The organism is Mesorhizobium sp. M0518 (assembly GCF_040321125.1).
Classification (GTDB): domain Bacteria; phylum Pseudomonadota; class Alphaproteobacteria; order Rhizobiales; family Rhizobiaceae; genus Mesorhizobium.
In genome coordinates, this window is record NZ_JAMYQY010000021.1 from 83944 (window position 1) to 100725 (window position 16782).

Annotated in this window: 16 protein-coding genes and 1 pseudogene; 15 read left to right on the plus strand and 2 right to left on the minus strand. The window is 63.9% G+C overall.

Annotated elements, in window-relative coordinates; all coding sequences use genetic code 11:
* The first annotated feature begins 40 nt into the window (after positions 1-40).
* From NKI66_RS26010 to NKI66_RS26065, 12 genes and pseudogenes are all read left to right on the plus strand, one after another.
* On the plus strand, positions 41-364 hold the full coding sequence (locus NKI66_RS26010; RefSeq protein ID WP_023813755.1) for a YnfA family protein: 324 nt from the start codon (positions 41-43) through the stop codon (positions 362-364).
* A gap of 1 nt (position 365) precedes the next feature.
* Positions 366-1337 carry a small ribosomal subunit Rsm22 family protein gene (locus NKI66_RS26015; RefSeq protein ID WP_023813754.1) on the plus strand — a complete coding sequence of 324 codons (972 nt, stop codon included), beginning with the start codon at positions 366-368 and terminating at the stop codon, positions 1335-1337.
* Between the two features lie 140 nt (positions 1338-1477).
* Entirely contained in the window at positions 1478-2191 is a 714-nt protein-coding gene (locus NKI66_RS26020; protein WP_352722765.1) for a DUF1428 domain-containing protein, read from the plus strand.
* A 40-nt stretch (positions 2192-2231) separates the two neighbouring features.
* On the plus strand, positions 2232-2597 hold the full coding sequence (locus tag NKI66_RS26025; protein WP_128303068.1) for a YciI family protein: 366 nt from the start codon (positions 2232-2234) through the stop codon (positions 2595-2597).
* Positions 2594-3823 (plus strand): annotated as a pseudogene (locus NKI66_RS26030) (RNA polymerase sigma factor). Before NKI66_RS26025 ends, NKI66_RS26030 begins: the two are co-directional and overlap by 4 nt.
* 226 nt (positions 3824-4049) lie before the next feature.
* The gene (locus NKI66_RS26035) at positions 4050-5540 is read left to right on the plus strand and encodes a replicative DNA helicase (RefSeq protein WP_127261333.1); all 1491 of its coding nucleotides are present in this window, start codon (positions 4050-4052) and stop codon (positions 5538-5540) included.
* A 231-nt stretch (positions 5541-5771) separates the two neighbouring features.
* A complete protein-coding gene (gene radA / locus NKI66_RS26040; RefSeq protein WP_023813748.1) occupies positions 5772-7175 on the plus strand; it encodes a DNA repair protein RadA in 1404 nt (467 codons plus the stop codon).
* Positions 7176-7238: 63 nt separating this feature from the next.
* Positions 7239-7898: a CvpA family protein gene (locus NKI66_RS26045; protein WP_352442167.1), complete on the plus strand. Its 660-nt coding sequence runs from the start codon at positions 7239-7241 to the stop codon at positions 7896-7898.
* A 104-nt stretch (positions 7899-8002) separates the two neighbouring features.
* Positions 8003-9472 (plus strand): amidophosphoribosyltransferase, encoded by a 1470-nt coding sequence (purF, locus tag NKI66_RS26050; protein WP_013532528.1) that lies wholly within the window; start codon positions 8003-8005, stop codon positions 9470-9472.
* A gap of 44 nt (positions 9473-9516) precedes the next feature.
* Positions 9517-10257 carry an SDR family NAD(P)-dependent oxidoreductase gene (locus NKI66_RS26055; RefSeq protein ID WP_352442166.1) on the plus strand — a complete coding sequence of 247 codons (741 nt, stop codon included), beginning with the start codon at positions 9517-9519 and terminating at the stop codon, positions 10255-10257.
* Between the two features lie 135 nt (positions 10258-10392).
* Entirely contained in the window at positions 10393-11022 is a 630-nt protein-coding gene (locus NKI66_RS26060; RefSeq protein WP_128303064.1) for a hypothetical protein, read from the plus strand.
* Positions 11023-11189: 167 nt separating this feature from the next.
* Entirely contained in the window at positions 11190-11411 is a 222-nt protein-coding gene (locus tag NKI66_RS26065; protein ID WP_013532531.1) for a hypothetical protein, read from the plus strand.
* Between the two features lie 3 nt (positions 11412-11414).
* Here NKI66_RS26065 and NKI66_RS26070 read toward each other — a convergent pair whose 3' ends face one another.
* Positions 11415-11921 carry an OsmC family protein gene (locus tag NKI66_RS26070; RefSeq protein WP_352753438.1) on the minus strand — a complete coding sequence of 169 codons (507 nt, stop codon included), beginning with the start codon at positions 11919-11921 and terminating at the stop codon, positions 11415-11417.
* 202 nt (positions 11922-12123) lie between these two features.
* On the opposite strand from NKI66_RS26070, the gene aguA reads away from it, so the two are divergent.
* A complete protein-coding gene (gene aguA, locus NKI66_RS26075; protein ID WP_352753440.1) occupies positions 12124-13230 on the plus strand; it encodes an agmatine deiminase in 1107 nt (368 codons plus the stop codon).
* 44 nt (positions 13231-13274) lie between these two features.
* The gene (locus NKI66_RS26080) at positions 13275-14369 is read left to right on the plus strand and encodes a polyamine ABC transporter substrate-binding protein (protein WP_352550560.1); all 1095 of its coding nucleotides are present in this window, start codon (positions 13275-13277) and stop codon (positions 14367-14369) included.
* A gap of 21 nt (positions 14370-14390) precedes the next feature.
* Here NKI66_RS26080 and NKI66_RS26085 read toward each other — a convergent pair whose 3' ends face one another.
* On the minus strand, positions 14391-15092 hold the full coding sequence (locus tag NKI66_RS26085; RefSeq protein WP_352753442.1) for a helix-turn-helix transcriptional regulator: 702 nt from the start codon (positions 15090-15092) through the stop codon (positions 14391-14393).
* Between the two features lie 153 nt (positions 15093-15245).
* On the opposite strand from NKI66_RS26085, the gene NKI66_RS26090 reads away from it, so the two are divergent.
* Positions 15246-16763: a S10 family peptidase gene (locus NKI66_RS26090; RefSeq protein WP_352753443.1), complete on the plus strand. Its 1518-nt coding sequence runs from the start codon at positions 15246-15248 to the stop codon at positions 16761-16763.
* Positions 16764-16782: the final 19 nt, after the last annotated feature.

A 16782-nucleotide genomic window follows, 5' to 3' on the forward strand; every position in this document is an offset into this window, starting at 1 on the left:
GCACTGAAAAAGGTCCCGTGACCGTCGCGGGACCTTTTTCATGACCTACGTCCTCTATGCCGCCGCCGCTCTGGCCGAGATCGCCGGCTGCTTTTCGTTCTGGGCCTGGTGGCGGCTGGATAAGTCGCCGCTTTGGCTTCTTCCCGGCCTCGGCTCGCTTGCCCTGTTCGGCCTCCTGCTGGCGCTGGTCGACACGTCAGCCGCCGGTCGCGCCTACGCCGCCTATGGCGGCATCTACATTGCGGCATCGCTTGGCTGGCTGTGGCTGGTGGAGGACGTGCGCCCCGACCGCTGGGATTTTGCCGGCGCGGCGCTCTGCATTGCCGGCGCTTCCGTGATCCTTCTCGTCCCGCGGGGCGCGTGAGATGGAGTTGCCGGCATCCCTTCGCCAAGGTGTCGAGCGCTTGCTCGAAAACGTTCCGCTGGCTGTACTCAAACAAGCGGCAAAAACGCTGTCCGACCGTTATCGTGCCGAATTGCGCGACGGCCGTCTGCACATGGCCGAGGATCTGGCGGTGAAAGCCTATCTGGCGACGCGGCTGCCGGCGACCTATGCCGCGATCCGCACCAGTCTCGATGCGCTGAGCGATGCCAAGCCCGCCTTCCAACCCAAGAGCCTGCTCGATGTCGGCGCAGGTCCTGGTACTGCGCTTTGGGCCACGACTGAGCTGTGGCCCGATCTCGAACAGGCTGTGTTGTTCGAAGCCAGTGCGGCGGTACGCAAGGTCGGCGAGACACTTGCCGCCGGTGCGATTGCCGCCCAGACGAGGTGGCTGGCGGGTGATGCCACCATCGACCTTGCCGACCTCAAGTCGGCCGATCTGGTCACTTGCGCCTATGTGCTCGATGAAATCGCTCCCGCATCACTGCCGAAGCTCATCGACCGCCTCTGGCAACTCACCGCCGACACGCTGCTTGTGGTCGAGCCGGGCACCCCTGCCGGCTGGCAGCGCATCCTTGCCGTGCGCCGGCAGTTGATCGAGGCGGGCGCGCATGTGCTAGCGCCTTGCGCGCATCAGGCGCCCTGCCCGCTGATCCAGCCCGACTGGTGCCATTTTTCCCGCCGCGTCGCCCGCTCGCGCCTGCATCGGCTGGCCAAGGATGCCGACGTGCCGTGGGAAGACGAGAAGTTCATCTATGTCGCGGCTTCCCGAGAACGGCCCACTTCGCACCAGGCGCGGGTTCTTGCGCCGCCGAAATCCGGCTCCGGCAAGGTTCTGCTCAAGCTTTGCCAGGACGACGGTACCGCCGCCGAGCGCTTGTTCACCAAGCGCGACGGCGCCGACTTCAAGCTCGCCCGGCGGCTGGACTGGGGCGACAGGCTGGGTTCCGAATAGGCGGCAGTGGCGTTTCGAACCGCTCCGAAGAAAAATTCGGAGCGATGTCGAATCCAGGCCGTGCCGTTCGACCATTGGCGTTCTCGGATCTTTCGAGACGCCAAGAGTGTCAAACGGCATCAGCCAACAGGAGAGACGCAATGAGCTATATCGCAGGATTTGTCGCCGCGGTGCCCGCCGCCAACAAGGAAGCCTATCGCAAGCATGTCGCCAAGGCGGCATCGGTGCTGAAGGAGTTCGGCACCACCCGGATGGTCGAGGGATGGGGCGACGACGTGCCCGGCGGCAAGATCACCGACTTCAAGGGAGCCGTGAAGGCAAAGCCGGATGAGGTCATCACCTTTTCGTGGCACGAATACGCGGACAAGGCGGCGGCGGACGCTGCCTATCAGACGATGATGAGCGACCCGCGCATGGCGGAGATCGGCGCGTCCATGCCCTTTGACGGCAAGCGCATGATCATCGGCGGTTTCACGCCGTTCATCGACCTGAACACGACCGGCAAGACCGGCTATATCGATGGCTCGCTGGTGCCGGTGCCGGCCGCCAACAAGCAAGCCTACCTTGCCGTGGCGGCGAAGCAGGCCGCGGTGATCAAGGAACATGGCGCAACCCGCGTCGTCGAGGCGTGGGGCGACGATGTTCCCGACGGCGAGATCACCGATTACCGCAGCGCCGTGAAAGCGACGGGCGATGAGGTTGTCGTCTATGCCTGGGTCGAATGGCCGTCGAAGCAGGTGCGTGACGACGCCTGGAAGAAGGTGATTGCCGATCCGCGCATGTATGCCGACACCATGCCCTACGACAACCAGCGCCGGGTCCACGGCGGCTTCGCACCGATCCTCGACGCCTGATCCCAAGAACCCTAGACAATCCTGGAAAAGGAAACCCACCATGCGTTATGCCTGTCTCATCTACTACCACCCCAAGACGCTGTTCGGCGGCAGCCCGCAAGCCAACGCCGTGCTGGCCGAATGCGCCGGATATGACGAGGTGCTCAGGGCCAGCGGCCACTTCGTAACCGCCGAGGCCCTGGTGTTGCCGGAAGAGGCGATGACCGTGCAGGTCCGCGACGGCAAGATGTCTTCGGTCGACGGCCCGTTCATGGAGACCAAGGAAATCCTGGGCGGCATCATCGTCATCGAAGCCCGTGATCTCAATGAAGCGGTGCGGGTGGCGAGCGGCCATCCGCTGGCAACGATCGGCTTTATCGAAGTCCGTCCGGTCGTCGACTTCAGCCAGCCGCCGCCGGTCCTGTGAGCACCGCCGGCCCGCGCGACGCCCTGGAGGCGGCCTACCGCACCGAGGCGCGGCGCGTGCTGGCGACCTTGATCCGCCTGCTCGGCGGTTTCGACGCGGCGGAGGAGGCCTTGCATGAGGCCTTCACTGCTGCCGCCGAACAATGGCCGCGCCAGGGTGTGCCGGCCAATCCCTATTCCTGGCTGGTCTCGGCCGGCCGCTTCAGGACCATCGACCGCTGGCGCCGGGAAGCGCGGCTGGCCGGGGCTCTGCCCGAGCTCACGGCTCTGGCCGAGCCGACACCGGAGCCGGCCATGCCGGAAGACATCCAGGACGATGAATTGCGGCTCATCTTCGTCTGCTGCCATCCGGCGCTGGCGCCGGATGCACGCATCGCCCTGACCCTGCGCGAAGTGGGTGGTTTGACCACCGAAGAGACCGCCCGCGCCTATCTGACGCCGGCACCGACCATTGCGCAACGCATCGTGCGGGCCAAGGCGAAGATCCTCGACGAGGCCATCCCTTACGAAGTGCCGGACCGCGACGACCTGCCGGCGCGTCTCGAGAGTGCGCTGCAGGTGATCTACCTGATCTTCAATGAGGGTTACGCGGCAACCGAGGGGCCGAACCTGACGCGGGCCGATCTGTGCGCCGAGGCGATCCGGCTCGGCCGGCTGATGGTCGAACTGCTCGACCAGCCGGAGGCGCAAGGGCTGCTGGCCCTGATGCTGCTGCACGAGGCGCGGCGCGCGACGCGGGTCGACGCCAGCGGCGACCTTGTCCTGCTAGAGGATCAGGACCGCACGCTGTGGGACCGTTCGCTGATCGCCGAGGCCGACGGCCTGATCGGTCGGGCGATCGCCTCGCGCCGCATCGGACCTTACATCCTGCAGGCGGCCATTGCTTCCGTCCACGCCGAGGCGGCAGGCACGGCGGAGACCGACTGGGTACAAATCGTCGCGCTTTACGATGTGCTCGGCCGCGTCGACCCCTCGCCGGTCGTGGCACTCAACCGCGCCGCGGCCATAGGCATGCGCGACGGCCCGCAGGCCAGACTGGCGGCAATCGAGGCGGCCATGGGATAAGGCGGGCTGGACGGCTACCATCTGGCGCACGCGGCGCGAGCAGAAATGCAGCGCAGGCTTGGCTTGACCGAAGCGGCAAGGACCTCCTACCGGCGGGCGATCGAGTTGACCCGGCAACCGGCGGAACGCCGGTTCATCGAGGGGCGACTCGGTCAGCTTTGAGCGGGATGGCTGCACAGGGCACCATTCTTGTTTTCCCGTTTTGTTCTCCCTGTAGATGCGCTACAATCGTTCTTTCGATTCGAGTCAATTGTGATTCTTTCCACCGAAAAAACTCGGCTGTGAATCGCGGGTATCAAAGCTGATTGGACAGGCACTGGTGCAGATAAGTCAGCATGGACTTGTCACGTTCTGATATCGAGAAGCCGGGATCGAAATCGGGGACATCATGGCAGAAGCAGCGCGAAAATTCGGCGTCGCGGAAACACCGCTTTATCGTGAAGCGCCAAACAACATCGAGGCCGAGCAGGCGCTGCTCGGCGCGATCCTGGTCAACAACGATGCCTTCTACCGCGTCTCGGACTTCCTCAAGGCCAGCCATTTCTACGAGCCGCTGCACCGCAAGATCTTTGAGGTGGCGTCCGAGTTCATCCGCATGGGCAAGGTCGCGACGCCGATAACGCTAAAAACCTTCCTGCCGGCCGACGAGAAAGTCGGCGACATGACGATGGCGCAATATGTCGTGCGGCTGGCGGTGGAGGCCGTTACCGTCGTCAACGCCACCGACTATGGCCGCGCCATCTATGACCTTGCGACGCGCCGCGCGCTGATCACCGTCGGCGAGGACATGGTCAACATCGCCTATGACGCGCCGGTCGACATGGCGCCCGGCGAACAGATCGAGGACGCCGAACGCCGCCTGTTCGAGCTGGCCGAAAACGGCCGCTACGATGGCGGCTTCGAGAGTTTTTCCGATGCGTTGAAGAACGCCGTCGACATGGCCAGTGCGGCTTACATGCGCGACGGTCACCTATCCGGCATTGCCACCGGCCTGCGCGATCTCGACCACCGCATGGGCGGCCTGCAGCCATCCGATTTGATCATCATCGCCGGCCGCCCAGGCATGGGCAAGACGTCGCTGGCCACCAACATCGCCTACAACATCGCGGCCGCCTATGAGCCTGCCCAGCAGGCCGACGGTTCGGTCAAGGCGGCCAATGGCGGCGTCGTCGGCTTCTTCTCGCTCGAAATGTCGTCGGAGCAGCTGGCCACCCGCATCATCTCCGAGCAGACCGAGATACCATCTTCGAAAATCCGGCGCGGCGATTTGACGGAAGCCGATTTCGGCAAGCTTGTCGCCTACACGCAGGAGAACCACAAGCGCCCGCTCTACATCGACCAGACGGGTGGTATCTCGATCGCCCAGCTCGCGGCGCGCGCCCGCCGCCTCAAGCGGCAGCGCGGGCTGGACCTGATGGTCATCGACTATATCCAGCTGATGCAGGGTTCGTCCGCCAAGGCGTCGCAGAACCGCGTCCAGGAAATCACCGAGATCACCACCGGACTGAAGGCACTCGGCAAAGAGTTGGGCGTGCCGATCATCGCCCTCTCACAGCTCTCGCGTCAGGTCGAAAGCCGCGACGACAAGCATCCGCAGCTGTCCGATCTGCGCGAATCGGGCTCGATCGAGCAGGACGCCGACGTCGTGCTGTTCGTGTACCGCGAGGAATATTACATCAAGAACAAGGAACCGGAGAAAGGCACGCCCGAGCACCTCGCCTGGGAAACGAAGATGATCGAGGTCCAGGGCAAGGCCGAAGTGATCATCGCCAAGCAGCGCCATGGCCCGACCGGCACCGTCAGCCTTGCCTTCCAGGGCGAGTTCACCCGCTTCTCCGACCTCGCCGAGGAGCATCATCTGCCGGAAAGGTTCGAGTAGCTTTTTGACCTACCGTCGCGCTCTGTCACACCCCCCTCTGTCCTGCCGGACATCTCCCCCGCAAGGGGGGAGATTGGATGTCGTTACCGATTTCGCCAATCGCCGACGTGGCAGAGATGGTGCTGTAGTCAAAACTGCCAATCTCCCCCCTTGCGGGGGAGATGTCCGGCAGGACAGAGGGGGGTGTGAAGGAACGCCCCGCTTTCCCAATTTTCAGCCTGCGGCGACGTAATGGCAAAGTCACGCGTCCAATTCATCTGCCAGAGTTGCGGATCGGTGCATCAGCGCTGGGCCGGCAAATGCGATGCCTGTGGCGAGTGGAACACGCTGGTCGAGGAAGGCACGTCCGGCGGCATCGGCTCGGGACCAGCCAACACGCGCAATGCCCGCAAGGGCCGCGCGGTGGTGCTGACCACGCTGTCCGGCGATATCGAGGACGCGCCGCGCATCATCTCGGGCATTGGCGAACTCGACCGCGCCACCGGCGGCGGTTTCGTGCGCGGCTCGGCGTTGCTGGTCGGCGGCGACCCCGGCATCGGCAAGTCGACGCTGCTCACCCAGGCGGCCGCGGCGCTGGCATCAAAAGGCCATCGCATCGTCTATGTTTCCGGCGAAGAGGCGGTCGCGCAGATCAGGCTGCGGGCGCAGCGGCTTGGCGTCGCCTCTTCTCCGGTGGAACTTGCCGCCGAGACCAATGTCGAGGACATCCTGGCGACGATCGCCGACGGCAAGCGGCCTGATCTCGTCATCCTGGATTCGATCCAGACGCTGTGGACCGACCTTGCCGATTCGGCGCCTGGGACCGTCACACAGGTGCGCGCCGCCGCCCAGGCGATGATCCGTTATGCGAAATCCACAGGGGCGGCGATCGTGCTGGTCGGCCATGTCACCAAGGAAGGCCAGATCGCCGGGCCGCGCGTCGTCGAGCACATGGTCGACGCCGTGCTCTACTTCGAAGGCGAAGGCGGCCATCACTATCGCATCCTGCGCACGGTGAAGAACCGTTTTGGACCGACCGACGAGATCGGCGTCTTCGAAATGTCGGACAAGGGCCTGCGCGAGGTCGCCAATCCGTCCGAGCTTTTCCTTGGCGAACGCCATGCCAAATCGCCGGGGGCGGCGGTTTTCGCCGGCATGGAGGGGACAAGGCCGGTGCTGGTCGAGATCCAGGCACTGGTCGCACCCTCCTCGCTCGGCACGCCGCGCCGCGCCGTCGTCGGCTGGGACGGCGCCCGGCTGTCGATGATCCTGGCGGTTCTCGAAGCCCATTGCGGCGTGCGCTTCGGCACTCACGATGTCTATCTCAATGTCGCCGGAGGCTACCGGATTTCGGAGCCCGCGGCCGATCTGGCAGTGGCGGCCGCCCTGGTTTCCTCGCTCACCGGTCTTGCCCTTCCCGCCGATTGCGTCTATTTCGGCGAAATCAGCCTTTCGGGCGCCGTGAGGCCGGTTGCGCATGCGCAACAGCGCCTCAAGGAAGCCGAAAAGCTGGGTTTTGGAAGCGCGGTTCTGCCCTCGGGCAGCGGGGAACTGGCCGGGGGGATCGGGGCCGGTTCTTTCCAGCCGACCGAGCTTGCCGACCTCGTGGCACGCATAGCCGGCTCACGCCGAAGCCGCGTGGACGAAGAAGATTAGAGCATCGGACCCAGAACCCGATGCTCCGCGCTATAATGCGGCTCATGGAGTGGGGCGAAAGACATGCCGATTACGCTGCTTGACGGAATTCTCGTCGGCTTCACTCTGGTCTCGGCGATGCTCGCCATGGTTCGCGGCTTCTCGCGCGAAGTCCTGTCCGTCGTCTCCTGGGCAGCGGCGGCAGCGGCGGCGTTCTTCTTCTACAAGCCGGTTGTGCCTTACCTCGCGCCCTACATCGAGAATGAAAAGGTCGCCATGGCGGCGGCCGCCGGCGTGGTTTTCATCATCGCGTTGATCGTCGTCTCGGTCATCACCATGAAGCTAGCCGACTGGATCATCGATTCCAGGATCGGCGCACTCGATCGTACGCTCGGTTTCCTTTACGGCGCCGCGCGCGGCATCCTGGTCGTTGCCGTCGCCCTGCTGTTCTTCAACTGGCTGGCCGGTGCCAAGGCACCAGCCTGGGTCACGGAGGCCAAGTCGCGGCCGCTGCTCGAACAGATCGGCGCCAAGCTCGAAAGCCTGCTGCCCGAGGATCCGGAAAACGCGATCCTCAAGAAGCTCAATCCGAATCAGCCGGCCGCCGAGACACCAGCTGCTCCGGACGCACCGGCGGCGGATGCTCCGGCGGGCGGCGACGATGCCAACACGCCGGCGCCTGACGACAATGACGCAACACCACCGGCCAACAACGCTCCGGCACCGACGGCACCGGCAAACTGACGCCGAAAACGACGTCAGGATCTGACGATGGTGTGAACGACCGCACGGCCCGCGTTGCTTTCGGCGCGAACCCGCATTATATGGCGATTTTAGCGGAGCTTAAGATGGCAGACGCAGACGACGTGCTTTCCGCCGAGGCCGACGACCATTTCCACGACGAATGCGGTGTGTTCGGCATTTTCGGCCGGCAGGACGCGGCAGCCATCGTCACACTGGGCCTGCATGCGCTGCAGCATCGTGGCCAGGAAGCGGCAGGCATCGTTTCTTATGACGGCAGCCAGTTCCATGTCGAACGCCATGTCGGCCTGATCGGCGACACCTTCACCAAGCAGCGCGTCATCGACAGCCTGCAAGGCAACCGCGCCATTGGCCATACCCGCTACGCCACGACTGGCGGCGCCGGCATGCGCAACATCCAGCCCTTTTTCGCAGAATTGGCCGATGGCGGCTTCGCCGTCGCCCACAACGGCAATCTGACCAACGCCATGACCGTGCAGCGCGCGCTGCAGAAGCAAGGCGCGATCTTCTCCTCCACCTCCGATACCGAGACGCTTTTGCACCTTGTCGCCACCAGCAAGGAGCGCGATTTGAACTCGCGTTTCATCGATGCGGTGCGGCAGGTCGAGGGCGCCTTCTCGCTGGTGGCGATGACGGCCAAGAAGATGATCGGCTGCCGCGATCCGCTCGGCATCCGGCCGCTGGTGCTCGGCGATCTCGACGGCGCCTGGATCCTGGCCTCCGAAACCTGCGCGCTCGACATCATCGGCGCTCGTTTCGTTCGCGACCTGAAGCCCGGCGAGATGGTCGTCGTCACGTCCAAGGGTATTGAAAGCCTGTTCCCCTTCGAACCGCAGAAGACCCGCTTCTGCATCTTCGAATATGTCTATTTCGCGCGGCCGGATTCCTCGGTCGAAGGCCGTAACGTCTATGAGGTGCGCAAGCGCATCGGCGCCGAGCTGGCGGTTGAAAGCCCGGTCGAGGCGGACATCGTCGTGCCGGTGCCGGATTCGGGCACGCCGGCGGCGATCGGCTTCAGCCAGGCCGCAGGCATTCCCTTCGAGCTCGGCATCATCCGCAATCATTATGTCGGCCGCACCTTTATCCAGCCGGGCGATTCGATCCGCCACATGGGCGTCAAGCTGAAGCACAATGCCAACCGCCGCATGATCGAGGGCAAGCGCGTGGTGCTGGTCGACGACAGTATCGTGCGCGGCACCACCAGCCAGAAGATCGTGCAGATGGTGCGCGACGCCGGCGCCAAGGAGGTGCATATGCGCATCGCCTCACCGCCGACACGCGCCTCCTGCTTCTACGGTGTCGACACGCCGGAGAAATCGAAGCTCCTGGCATCGCGCATGTCAATCGAGGAGATGGCCGAGTTCATTCGCGTCGATTCGCTCGGCTTCCTCACCATTGACGGGCTCTACCGCGCCGTCGGCGAAGCCAGCCGCGACAACGACCAGCCGCAATTCTGCGATGCCTGCTTCACCGGCCAGTATCCAACCCGCCTGCTCGACTTCGAAGGCCACGACAATGTGCGCACGCTGTCGCTGCTGGCGACGAGCGGGACGTAGGCCGGACCGTCATCAGCGTTAGTCAAATTCCCGGAATCCATCGCATGACCCTCGACCTTACCGGCCGCGTTGCGGTCGTCACCGGCGCCTCGCGCGGTATCGGCTATTTCATGGCCAAGGAATTGGCTGCCGCCGGCGCGCATGTCATTGCGGTGGCGCGCACTGTCGGCGGACTGGAAGAGCTCGACGACCAGATCAAGACGGCCGGCGGCCAGGCGACACTGGTGCCGCTCGACCTCGCCGACATGGCCGGCATCGACCGCCTGGGCGGCGCCATCCACGAACGCTGGGGCAAGCTCGACATTCTCGTCGCCAATGCCGGCGTTCTCGGCGTCATTTCGCCGATCGGTCATGTCGAAGCAAAAACCTTCGAGAAGGTGATGACCATCAACGTCACCTCGACCTGGCGGCTGATCCGCTCGGTCGACCCTCTGCTGCGGCTCTCCGATGCTGGACGAGCGATCATCCTATCTTCCAACGCAGCGCACTCGGCGCGTGCCTTCTGGGCGCCCTACGCGGCGTCCAAGGCCGCGGTGGAGACGATGATGCGCTCCTGGGCGCATGAGACGCAGAGCCTGCCGCTCCGGGTCAACGCCGCCGACCCCGGCGCCACCCGCACCGCCATGCGTGCCCAGGCAGTGCCGGGCGAGGATCCCGAGACGTTGCCGCACCCCGCCGAGATCGCCAAACGCATCGTGCCGCTGGCCAGCCCGGAGCTGAAAGAGACCGGATTGATCTTCCAAGCCAAGCACAATCGCTTCGTCGCCTATCGCCAGCCGGAATAAAACTAGAGCCTTTTTGACGCATGTCGGTTTCCCAAAAACCGCTGCACACTTTTAGGCGACATGCGTAGGGATTAAACAGGCCTCCGGCAACGTTTCTTCTGATGTAACCCGTCGAAGACCAACCGGAGGACCGACATGCGTAGACTGCTTCTCGCCACCGCCGCCACCCTGATCGCAGCCGCGGGCGCCGCTTACTCGCAAGATGCCAAGATGAGCTTCTTCGTTACCAGTGTCGGTTCCGGCAAGGGTGCCGACCTCGGCGGCCTCAAAGGCGCCGACGCGCATTGCGCGTCGCTGGCGGAAGCCGCTGGCGTCACCGGCAAAAGTTGGGCCGCCTATCTGTCGACCAGCGACACCGACGCCCGCGACCGCATCGGCAAGGGGCCATGGGTAAACGCAAAGGGCATCAAGATCGCCGACGATGTCGCCTCGTTGCACAGCGATGCCAACGGCATCACCAAGCAGACAGCGCTCAACGAGAAAGGCGAAGCGGTCAACGGCCGCGGCGACACGCCCAACCGCCACGACGTGCTGACCGGCTCCAAGCCCGACGGCACCAAGATCGCCGACCAGACCTGCGGCGACTGGACGATGAGCGGGGCGGAAGGCGCCGCTATGATGGGCCATCATGACCGCGCCGGCCTCGACGATTCGGCAGCGGCCAAATCCTGGAATTCCTCGCACGCTTCGCGCGGCGGCTGCAGCCAGGAGGCGCTCAAGGGCACCGGGGGCGACGGCTTGTTCTATTGTTTTGCCACCAACTGAGCCGATTTCGCTTCGAAATCGGGCTGCGAAACCCCCGTCACATCACGCGGCTGTGATGTGACGATGGAAGGCTGCGCCGCCGTCATGCTTTCGTCATTTCCGTGGAGTTGGTAAGGATCACAGCGACTCCCACAACAAGCGCCCACTGGCAGAATGAGGAAATCCCCATGGCTACGACCGCAGCAGCGTTGGTCTGGTATCTGGTAATCGCCGGCCCGCAAGGCGGCATGGTCGTGCTGCCCAGCACCTTCGACAAACGCGAACAGTGCACCGCCGCCATCACCGAATATCAGAAGCAGCCGACACCGGCCGGCTGGTCGGTGCAATGCGTGCCGAGCGCCTCGCCCTTCACTGACGAGGGCGACGCCGAAGAACCGTCAGCGCAGTAAGCGTCAGCGGCGCGCGCTCACCGTCAGCTCCGGCTTCTGGCTGATGGTCTGGAATACCACGCAATAACGCTCGGTCAGCTTCAGCAGCGAGTCTATCCGCTCCTGCGGCTCATCGGTGTCGAGGTTGAAATTGAGCCGGATGGCGCGAAAGCCGACCGGCGCATCCTTGGCGACACCGAGCGTGCCGCGAAAATCGAGATCGCCTTCGGCTTCCACCGTGGCGGCGCCGAGCTTGAACTCGAGCGCCGTCGCCACCGCCTTCAGCGTCACCCCGGCGCAAGCCACCAAGGCCTCCAGCAGCATGTCGCCCGAGCAGAGCTCAAGCCCTGAGCCGCCTGTTGCCGGATGCAGTCCGGCGATGGCGAGCGCCCTGCCCGTCTCCACCTTGCAGGCAACCGACTGGTCGTCGATCGAGCCCTTGGCGCGAAGCGTGATCAGGGCCTGCGAAGCATCGTCACGATAGGCCTGCTTCAGCGGCGCCTGCATGGCCTTCAGTTCGATCGCATCCATCCGCTTTCCCCTTTCGTCGACTGCTTGCGTCACCGGCATACGCCGTCCGGTCGAGATTTGCGCCGATCACCGTGGGAAGGCAATGCCGTTCCGCAACAGGAGACAGCCGCCGACACCGATATCCCAAATGGGACATTGACGGACAAGGTCCCAAAACGTCTGATCCGGGCAAGTCATCACTCCATTTCCCGGCGGTCCCAAGATGCCCCGTACCCTCTCGACAAGGCCGAAACAGGATGGGTTTCGCGCGCCCGGCGAATTCGAACCCAAATCAGGCTGCTGGATGATCTGGCCGGAGCGACCGGACACCTGGCGCCTCGGCGCCAAGCCCGCGCAAAAGCTGTTCGCGGATGTCGCCGCGGCGATCGCGCAAAGCGAGCCGGTGACGGTGGCGGCCTCTGCTCGCCAGTGGCAGAATGCCCGAGCGCGATTGCCAGGCCATGTGCGCATCGTGGAGATGTCCACCAACGATTCCTGGCTGCGCGACAGCGGCCCCAATTTCGTCGTCAACGATCAAGGCGACGTGCGTGGCGTCGATTGGATCTTCAACGCCTATGGCGGTTTCGACGGCGGCCTCTATTCGCCATGGGACCTGGACGACCTGGCGGCGCAGAAAGTGCTCGAAATCGAGAACATGGATCGCTACCGGGCGCCGCTGATCGCCGAGGGCGGCGGATTGCAGTGCGACGGCCAGGGCACCCTCATCACGACGGAGCAATGCCTCCTCAACCGAAATCGCAACGCCCATCTCGGCAAGGCCGAAGTGGAACGCCAGCTCGGCGACTATCTCGGTGTCGATACCGTCATCTGGCTGCCACGCGGCCTCGCTTTCGACGAGACCGACGGCCATGTCGACGACGTCTGCTGCTTCGTGCGCCCCGGCGTGGTCGTGCTGAGCTGGACCGACAACCGGGAGGACCCACAATACGAGATTGTGCGAGAAGCCGAAGAGGTGCTGCGTTCGGCCCGCGATGCGCGTGGCCGCGCGCTGAAAGTTCATCGGCTGCCCCACCCCTTGCCGATCGAGATGACGCCGGAAGAAAGCGACAGCGTGGACCGGCTGGATTCGACCTGGGCGCGACCGGCCGGAAACCGGATCGCGGCGAGCTACATCAACTACTATCCGGGCAACAGCGTCGTGGTGGTACCGCAGTTCGGCTGCGATCTCGATGTGAGGGCCAAGCAGACGCTGGCCGAGCTGTTTCCCGACCACAAGATAGTCGGCATCGAAAACTCACGCGAGATCCTGCTGGGTGGCGGCAATGTCGCCTGCATCACCTTGCCAGTCTATGCCCCGCAACGGCGTTGAGGGAAGGGCATGCCCAAAACAGATAGCGAAAACGGAGGACATTTATGCGCGCTCTGATCTTCTCAACCCTGCTTGCCTGCGGCATCTGCGCAAATGCGGCTTCGGCTGACGAGGAAAAGATCGTCAACGTCTACAACTGGTCCGACTACATCGCGCAGGACACGGCCGAGAAATTCGAGAAGGAGACGGGCATCAAGGTTCGCTACGATGTCTATGACGGCAACGAGGTGCTTGAAACCAAGCTGCTCACCGGCGGCTCGGGATATGACGTGGTCTACCCCTCAGCCTATCCGTTCCTGAAGAACCAGGTGAAGGCGGGGGCGTTCCTGGAACTCGACAAATCGAAGCTTGCCAACCATTCGAAGATCGATCCGCAGGCCCTGGCGCTGATCGCTGGCGCCGACCCGCGGAACCTGCATGCCGTGCCCTATATGGCGGTCACCGACGGCATTGGCTACAACGTCGCCGCGGTGAAGCAGCGGCTGCCGGACGCGCCGACGGATTCCTTCGCCATGGTCTTCGACCTCGAAATGGTCAAGAAGCTGTCCGATTGCGGCGTGGCCATGATCGATGCGCCGGCGGAAGTCATCCCGATGGCGATGAACTATCTTCACATCGACCCCAAATCGACCAGTCCCGACGACCTCGCCAGGGTCGAGGACCTGATGGGCAAGGTGCGGCCCTACATCCGCTATTTCCATTCGTCCAAATACATCAACGACCTCGCCAACGGCGACATCTGCGTGGTGTTGGGCTGGTCGGGGGACATCCTCCAGGCAAGGACTCGTGCGGCGGAATCCGTGAAGAAGCTGGAGATCGCCTATTCCATTCCCAGGGAAGGCACGCTCATCAACTTCGATACGATGGCGGTGCCGAAAGATGCGCCGCATCCCGACAACGCCCAGGCCTGGATCGACTTCAATCTGCGGCCCGATATCGCCGCGGCCAATTCCAGCTATGTCTCCTACGCCAATGCGATACCGGAGTCCCTGCCGCTGATGGACAAGGCCATAGCCAGCGATCCCGGCGTCTTTCCGGCTGATGCCGTAAAGGCCAAGCTGTTCGTGGTCGACAACAACGACCCAAAGTGGCTGCGATCGCAAAACCGCATGTGGACGCGCATCGTGACGGGGCAATAGAGCCGGCGGGAGCCGTCAGGCTCAAGCGACGTCGCGGAGGGTCGCCAGCAGCTCGACCTGGGAGTGCACGCCGAGCTTGCGGTAGATCTGCTTGATGTGGTTGCGGACGGTGCCGGGCGAGACGGCGAGACTTCGCGAGATGGTCTTGGCGTTGCCACCATCGACCAGGTGCCGCGCAATCTCGGCCTCGCGCCTGCTCAGCCGCGAGCGAGCGTCACCGATTGCGGCGCCCTTGTGCCGGAAGCGGCACAGATGAAGCAATCTTCCCAAAATGAGCCTTGTCGCGCTGCTTGCCGCGCAAGCCGTTGCCAGATCCTGCTCGCCAAACGGTTCTGCCCCGTTTCGCCTGAGAAAAGTGACATAGCCAGCGGTCAGCCCGTCGAGATTGAACACGCCGGTGATCTCGTCGAAACTGTCGGAAGGGCCGAAGAATTCGCGATAGTAGGGGGTGCGCTGGAAGTCGCCATTGCGGAGTGCCGACAGCGGCAACAGGAAATCCTGCCTTGTGCTGGCGAACCTCTGGAAGAAGGGATCCTGGCGATACAGTCGTGCATCGTAGTCGCGGTTCCAGCGATCGGGGCCGGCATCGTCGATGGTCAGGGACGTGATATCGCGACGGTAAAAGCCGACATAGGCGCGGTCGGAGCCAAGCAACTCGCTCGCCGCTGCCGTGAAGCGAGCCGACAATTCTTCGGGAGTCGCGGCAACGGCCGCAGCGGCCACACCGCCGCTCCAGCGTCCAAACTGATCGAGGGAAACGTTCGACTGCATTCCGGCTCACAGTAGCGCAAGCCGTTACAAGTTCAAAACAGCCATTTCCTTTGACTTCGAACCTCTCGGCCATACCTATGCGGGAGTCGTTGTCGCGGAGCCATCATGCCGGTCAAGCTGAAACTGATCTGCCTTATCCTGCCGATGCTTGCCGTCCTGGCGCAGCCCGTCCTGGCTGAAACGGCGGAGCGGCCGGCGCCCTCGGGCGGCGTTCTGTCCCTGCTGCCGCCGCCACAGACAACCAACCATTCGATCATGCTGGCCGGAAGCAAGCTGGATTACCAGGCAAAGGCGGCGACACTGTCGCTGCTTTCCGGCAAGGGCGACGTCACGGCGGAGATCTTCTATGTCGCCTACACGCTGGAGCCGCCGGCAAGCGGGGCCAAAGACCCGCAGCGGCCGATCACCTTCGTGTTCAACGGCGGCCCTGGAGCAGCGTCCGCCTATCTGCATATCGGCGCTCTCGGTCCACGGATAATCGCGACGGGAGCAGACGGGGAATTCCTGTCGTCACCGCAAAGACTGATCGACAATCCGGACAGCTGGCTCGACATGACCGATCTCGTCTTCGTCGATCCGGTGGGAACCGGCTATAGCCGCGAGGCACCGGGGCAGGACACGCGCGATTTCTGGGGTGTCAACCAGGATGCCAGCTCGATTGGCGCCTTCATCCGGCTCTATCTCTCGCAGAACGGCCGCACCGGGTCGCCTCTGTTCCTTGCCGGCGAAAGCTATGGCGGGTTCCGCGCGGCGCTGCTCGCCAGGACATTGCAGGAAGATATCGGCATCAGTCCGAACGGCATCGTGCTGATCTCGCCGGCGCTGGAGTTCACGCTGGTGCAGCCGGATGAATTCGAGCCGCTGCATTGGGCGCTCGAACTGCCTTCACTGGCGGCGGTGCGGCTACGCACCGAAGGCGTCAGCGGCGATGCATTGCGGGAGAAGCTGGCCGAAGTCGAACATTATGCGATGGGCGATTACCTTACGGCGCTCACCAGCGGACTGGAGCAAGGCAGGCGGCTGGCCAGTCAACGCGTGGCTGACATCACCGGCCTGCCGCTCGACCTGGTGCAGCGGAACTCCGCCCGCATTCCCACCGGCCTGTTCGCAAGGGAGTTCGCCCGCGCCAGCGGCAAGGTGCTCAGCCCCTATGACGCCACGATCGGCACGGCCGACATCGCGCCCGAGAGCGCTCGCATCGCCGGCCCGGATCCGGTGCTCGACCGCAGCGTGCCGGCGCTGACGTCGGCGTTCGTCGGCTATATCAGCGACGAACTGCATTTCCGCACCGATGTCAGCTATCGGCTGCTCAATGGCGAAATCAGCCATAATTGGGACTACGGGACCAGCGCGTCACGGCAAGGCTATGCCGGGGTAATGGACGATCTGCAGCGAGCACGCTCGCTGAACCCCTCGCTCGGCGTCGTGATCGTCAACGGCTACACCGACCTGGTCACGCCTTACCTCGCCTCGCGCTACCTGGTGAACCAGATCCCGTCGCTCGCCAATGCCAAGCCTATCCGTCTCGATGTCGTCGAGGGCGGGCACATGATGTATTTCCGATCCGATGGTCGGCGCGCCCTGAAAGAGGCCGCTTCGGAGCTTTACCAGGCGACGCAATAGGCTTGGCGACAGTGCAACT

Excerpts from the sequence above, each read along its gene's own strand:
- NKI66_RS26035 (WP_127261333.1), top strand. The coding sequence starts at position 4,050 with ATGGCAGAAGCAGCGCGAAAATTCGGCGTCGCGGAAACACCGCTTTAT.
- NKI66_RS26090 (WP_352753443.1), top strand. The coding sequence starts at position 15,246 with ATGCCGGTCAAGCTGAAACTGATCTGCCTTATCCTGCCGATGCTTGCC.
- NKI66_RS26055 (WP_352442166.1), top strand. The coding sequence starts at position 9,517 with ATGACCCTCGACCTTACCGGCCGCGTTGCGGTCGTCACCGGCGCCTCG.
- aguA (WP_352753440.1), top strand. The coding sequence starts at position 12,124 with ATGCCCCGTACCCTCTCGACAAGGCCGAAACAGGATGGGTTTCGCGCG.
- NKI66_RS26025 (WP_128303068.1), top strand. The coding sequence starts at position 2,232 with ATGCGTTATGCCTGTCTCATCTACTACCACCCCAAGACGCTGTTCGGC.
- NKI66_RS26020 (WP_352722765.1), top strand. The coding sequence starts at position 1,478 with ATGAGCTATATCGCAGGATTTGTCGCCGCGGTGCCCGCCGCCAACAAG.
- NKI66_RS26060 (WP_128303064.1), top strand. The coding sequence starts at position 10,393 with ATGCGTAGACTGCTTCTCGCCACCGCCGCCACCCTGATCGCAGCCGCG.
- NKI66_RS26070 (WP_352753438.1), bottom strand. The coding sequence starts at position 11,921 with ATGGATGCGATCGAACTGAAGGCCATGCAGGCGCCGCTGAAGCAGGCC.
- purF (WP_013532528.1), top strand. The coding sequence starts at position 8,003 with ATGGCAGACGCAGACGACGTGCTTTCCGCCGAGGCCGACGACCATTTC.
- NKI66_RS26065 (WP_013532531.1), top strand. The coding sequence starts at position 11,190 with ATGGCTACGACCGCAGCAGCGTTGGTCTGGTATCTGGTAATCGCCGGC.
- radA (WP_023813748.1), top strand. The coding sequence starts at position 5,772 with ATGGCAAAGTCACGCGTCCAATTCATCTGCCAGAGTTGCGGATCGGTG.
- NKI66_RS26015 (WP_023813754.1), top strand. The coding sequence starts at position 366 with ATGGAGTTGCCGGCATCCCTTCGCCAAGGTGTCGAGCGCTTGCTCGAA.
- NKI66_RS26045 (WP_352442167.1), top strand. The coding sequence starts at position 7,239 with ATGCCGATTACGCTGCTTGACGGAATTCTCGTCGGCTTCACTCTGGTC.
- NKI66_RS26080 (WP_352550560.1), top strand. The coding sequence starts at position 13,275 with ATGCGCGCTCTGATCTTCTCAACCCTGCTTGCCTGCGGCATCTGCGCA.
- NKI66_RS26010 (WP_023813755.1), top strand. The coding sequence starts at position 41 with ATGACCTACGTCCTCTATGCCGCCGCCGCTCTGGCCGAGATCGCCGGC.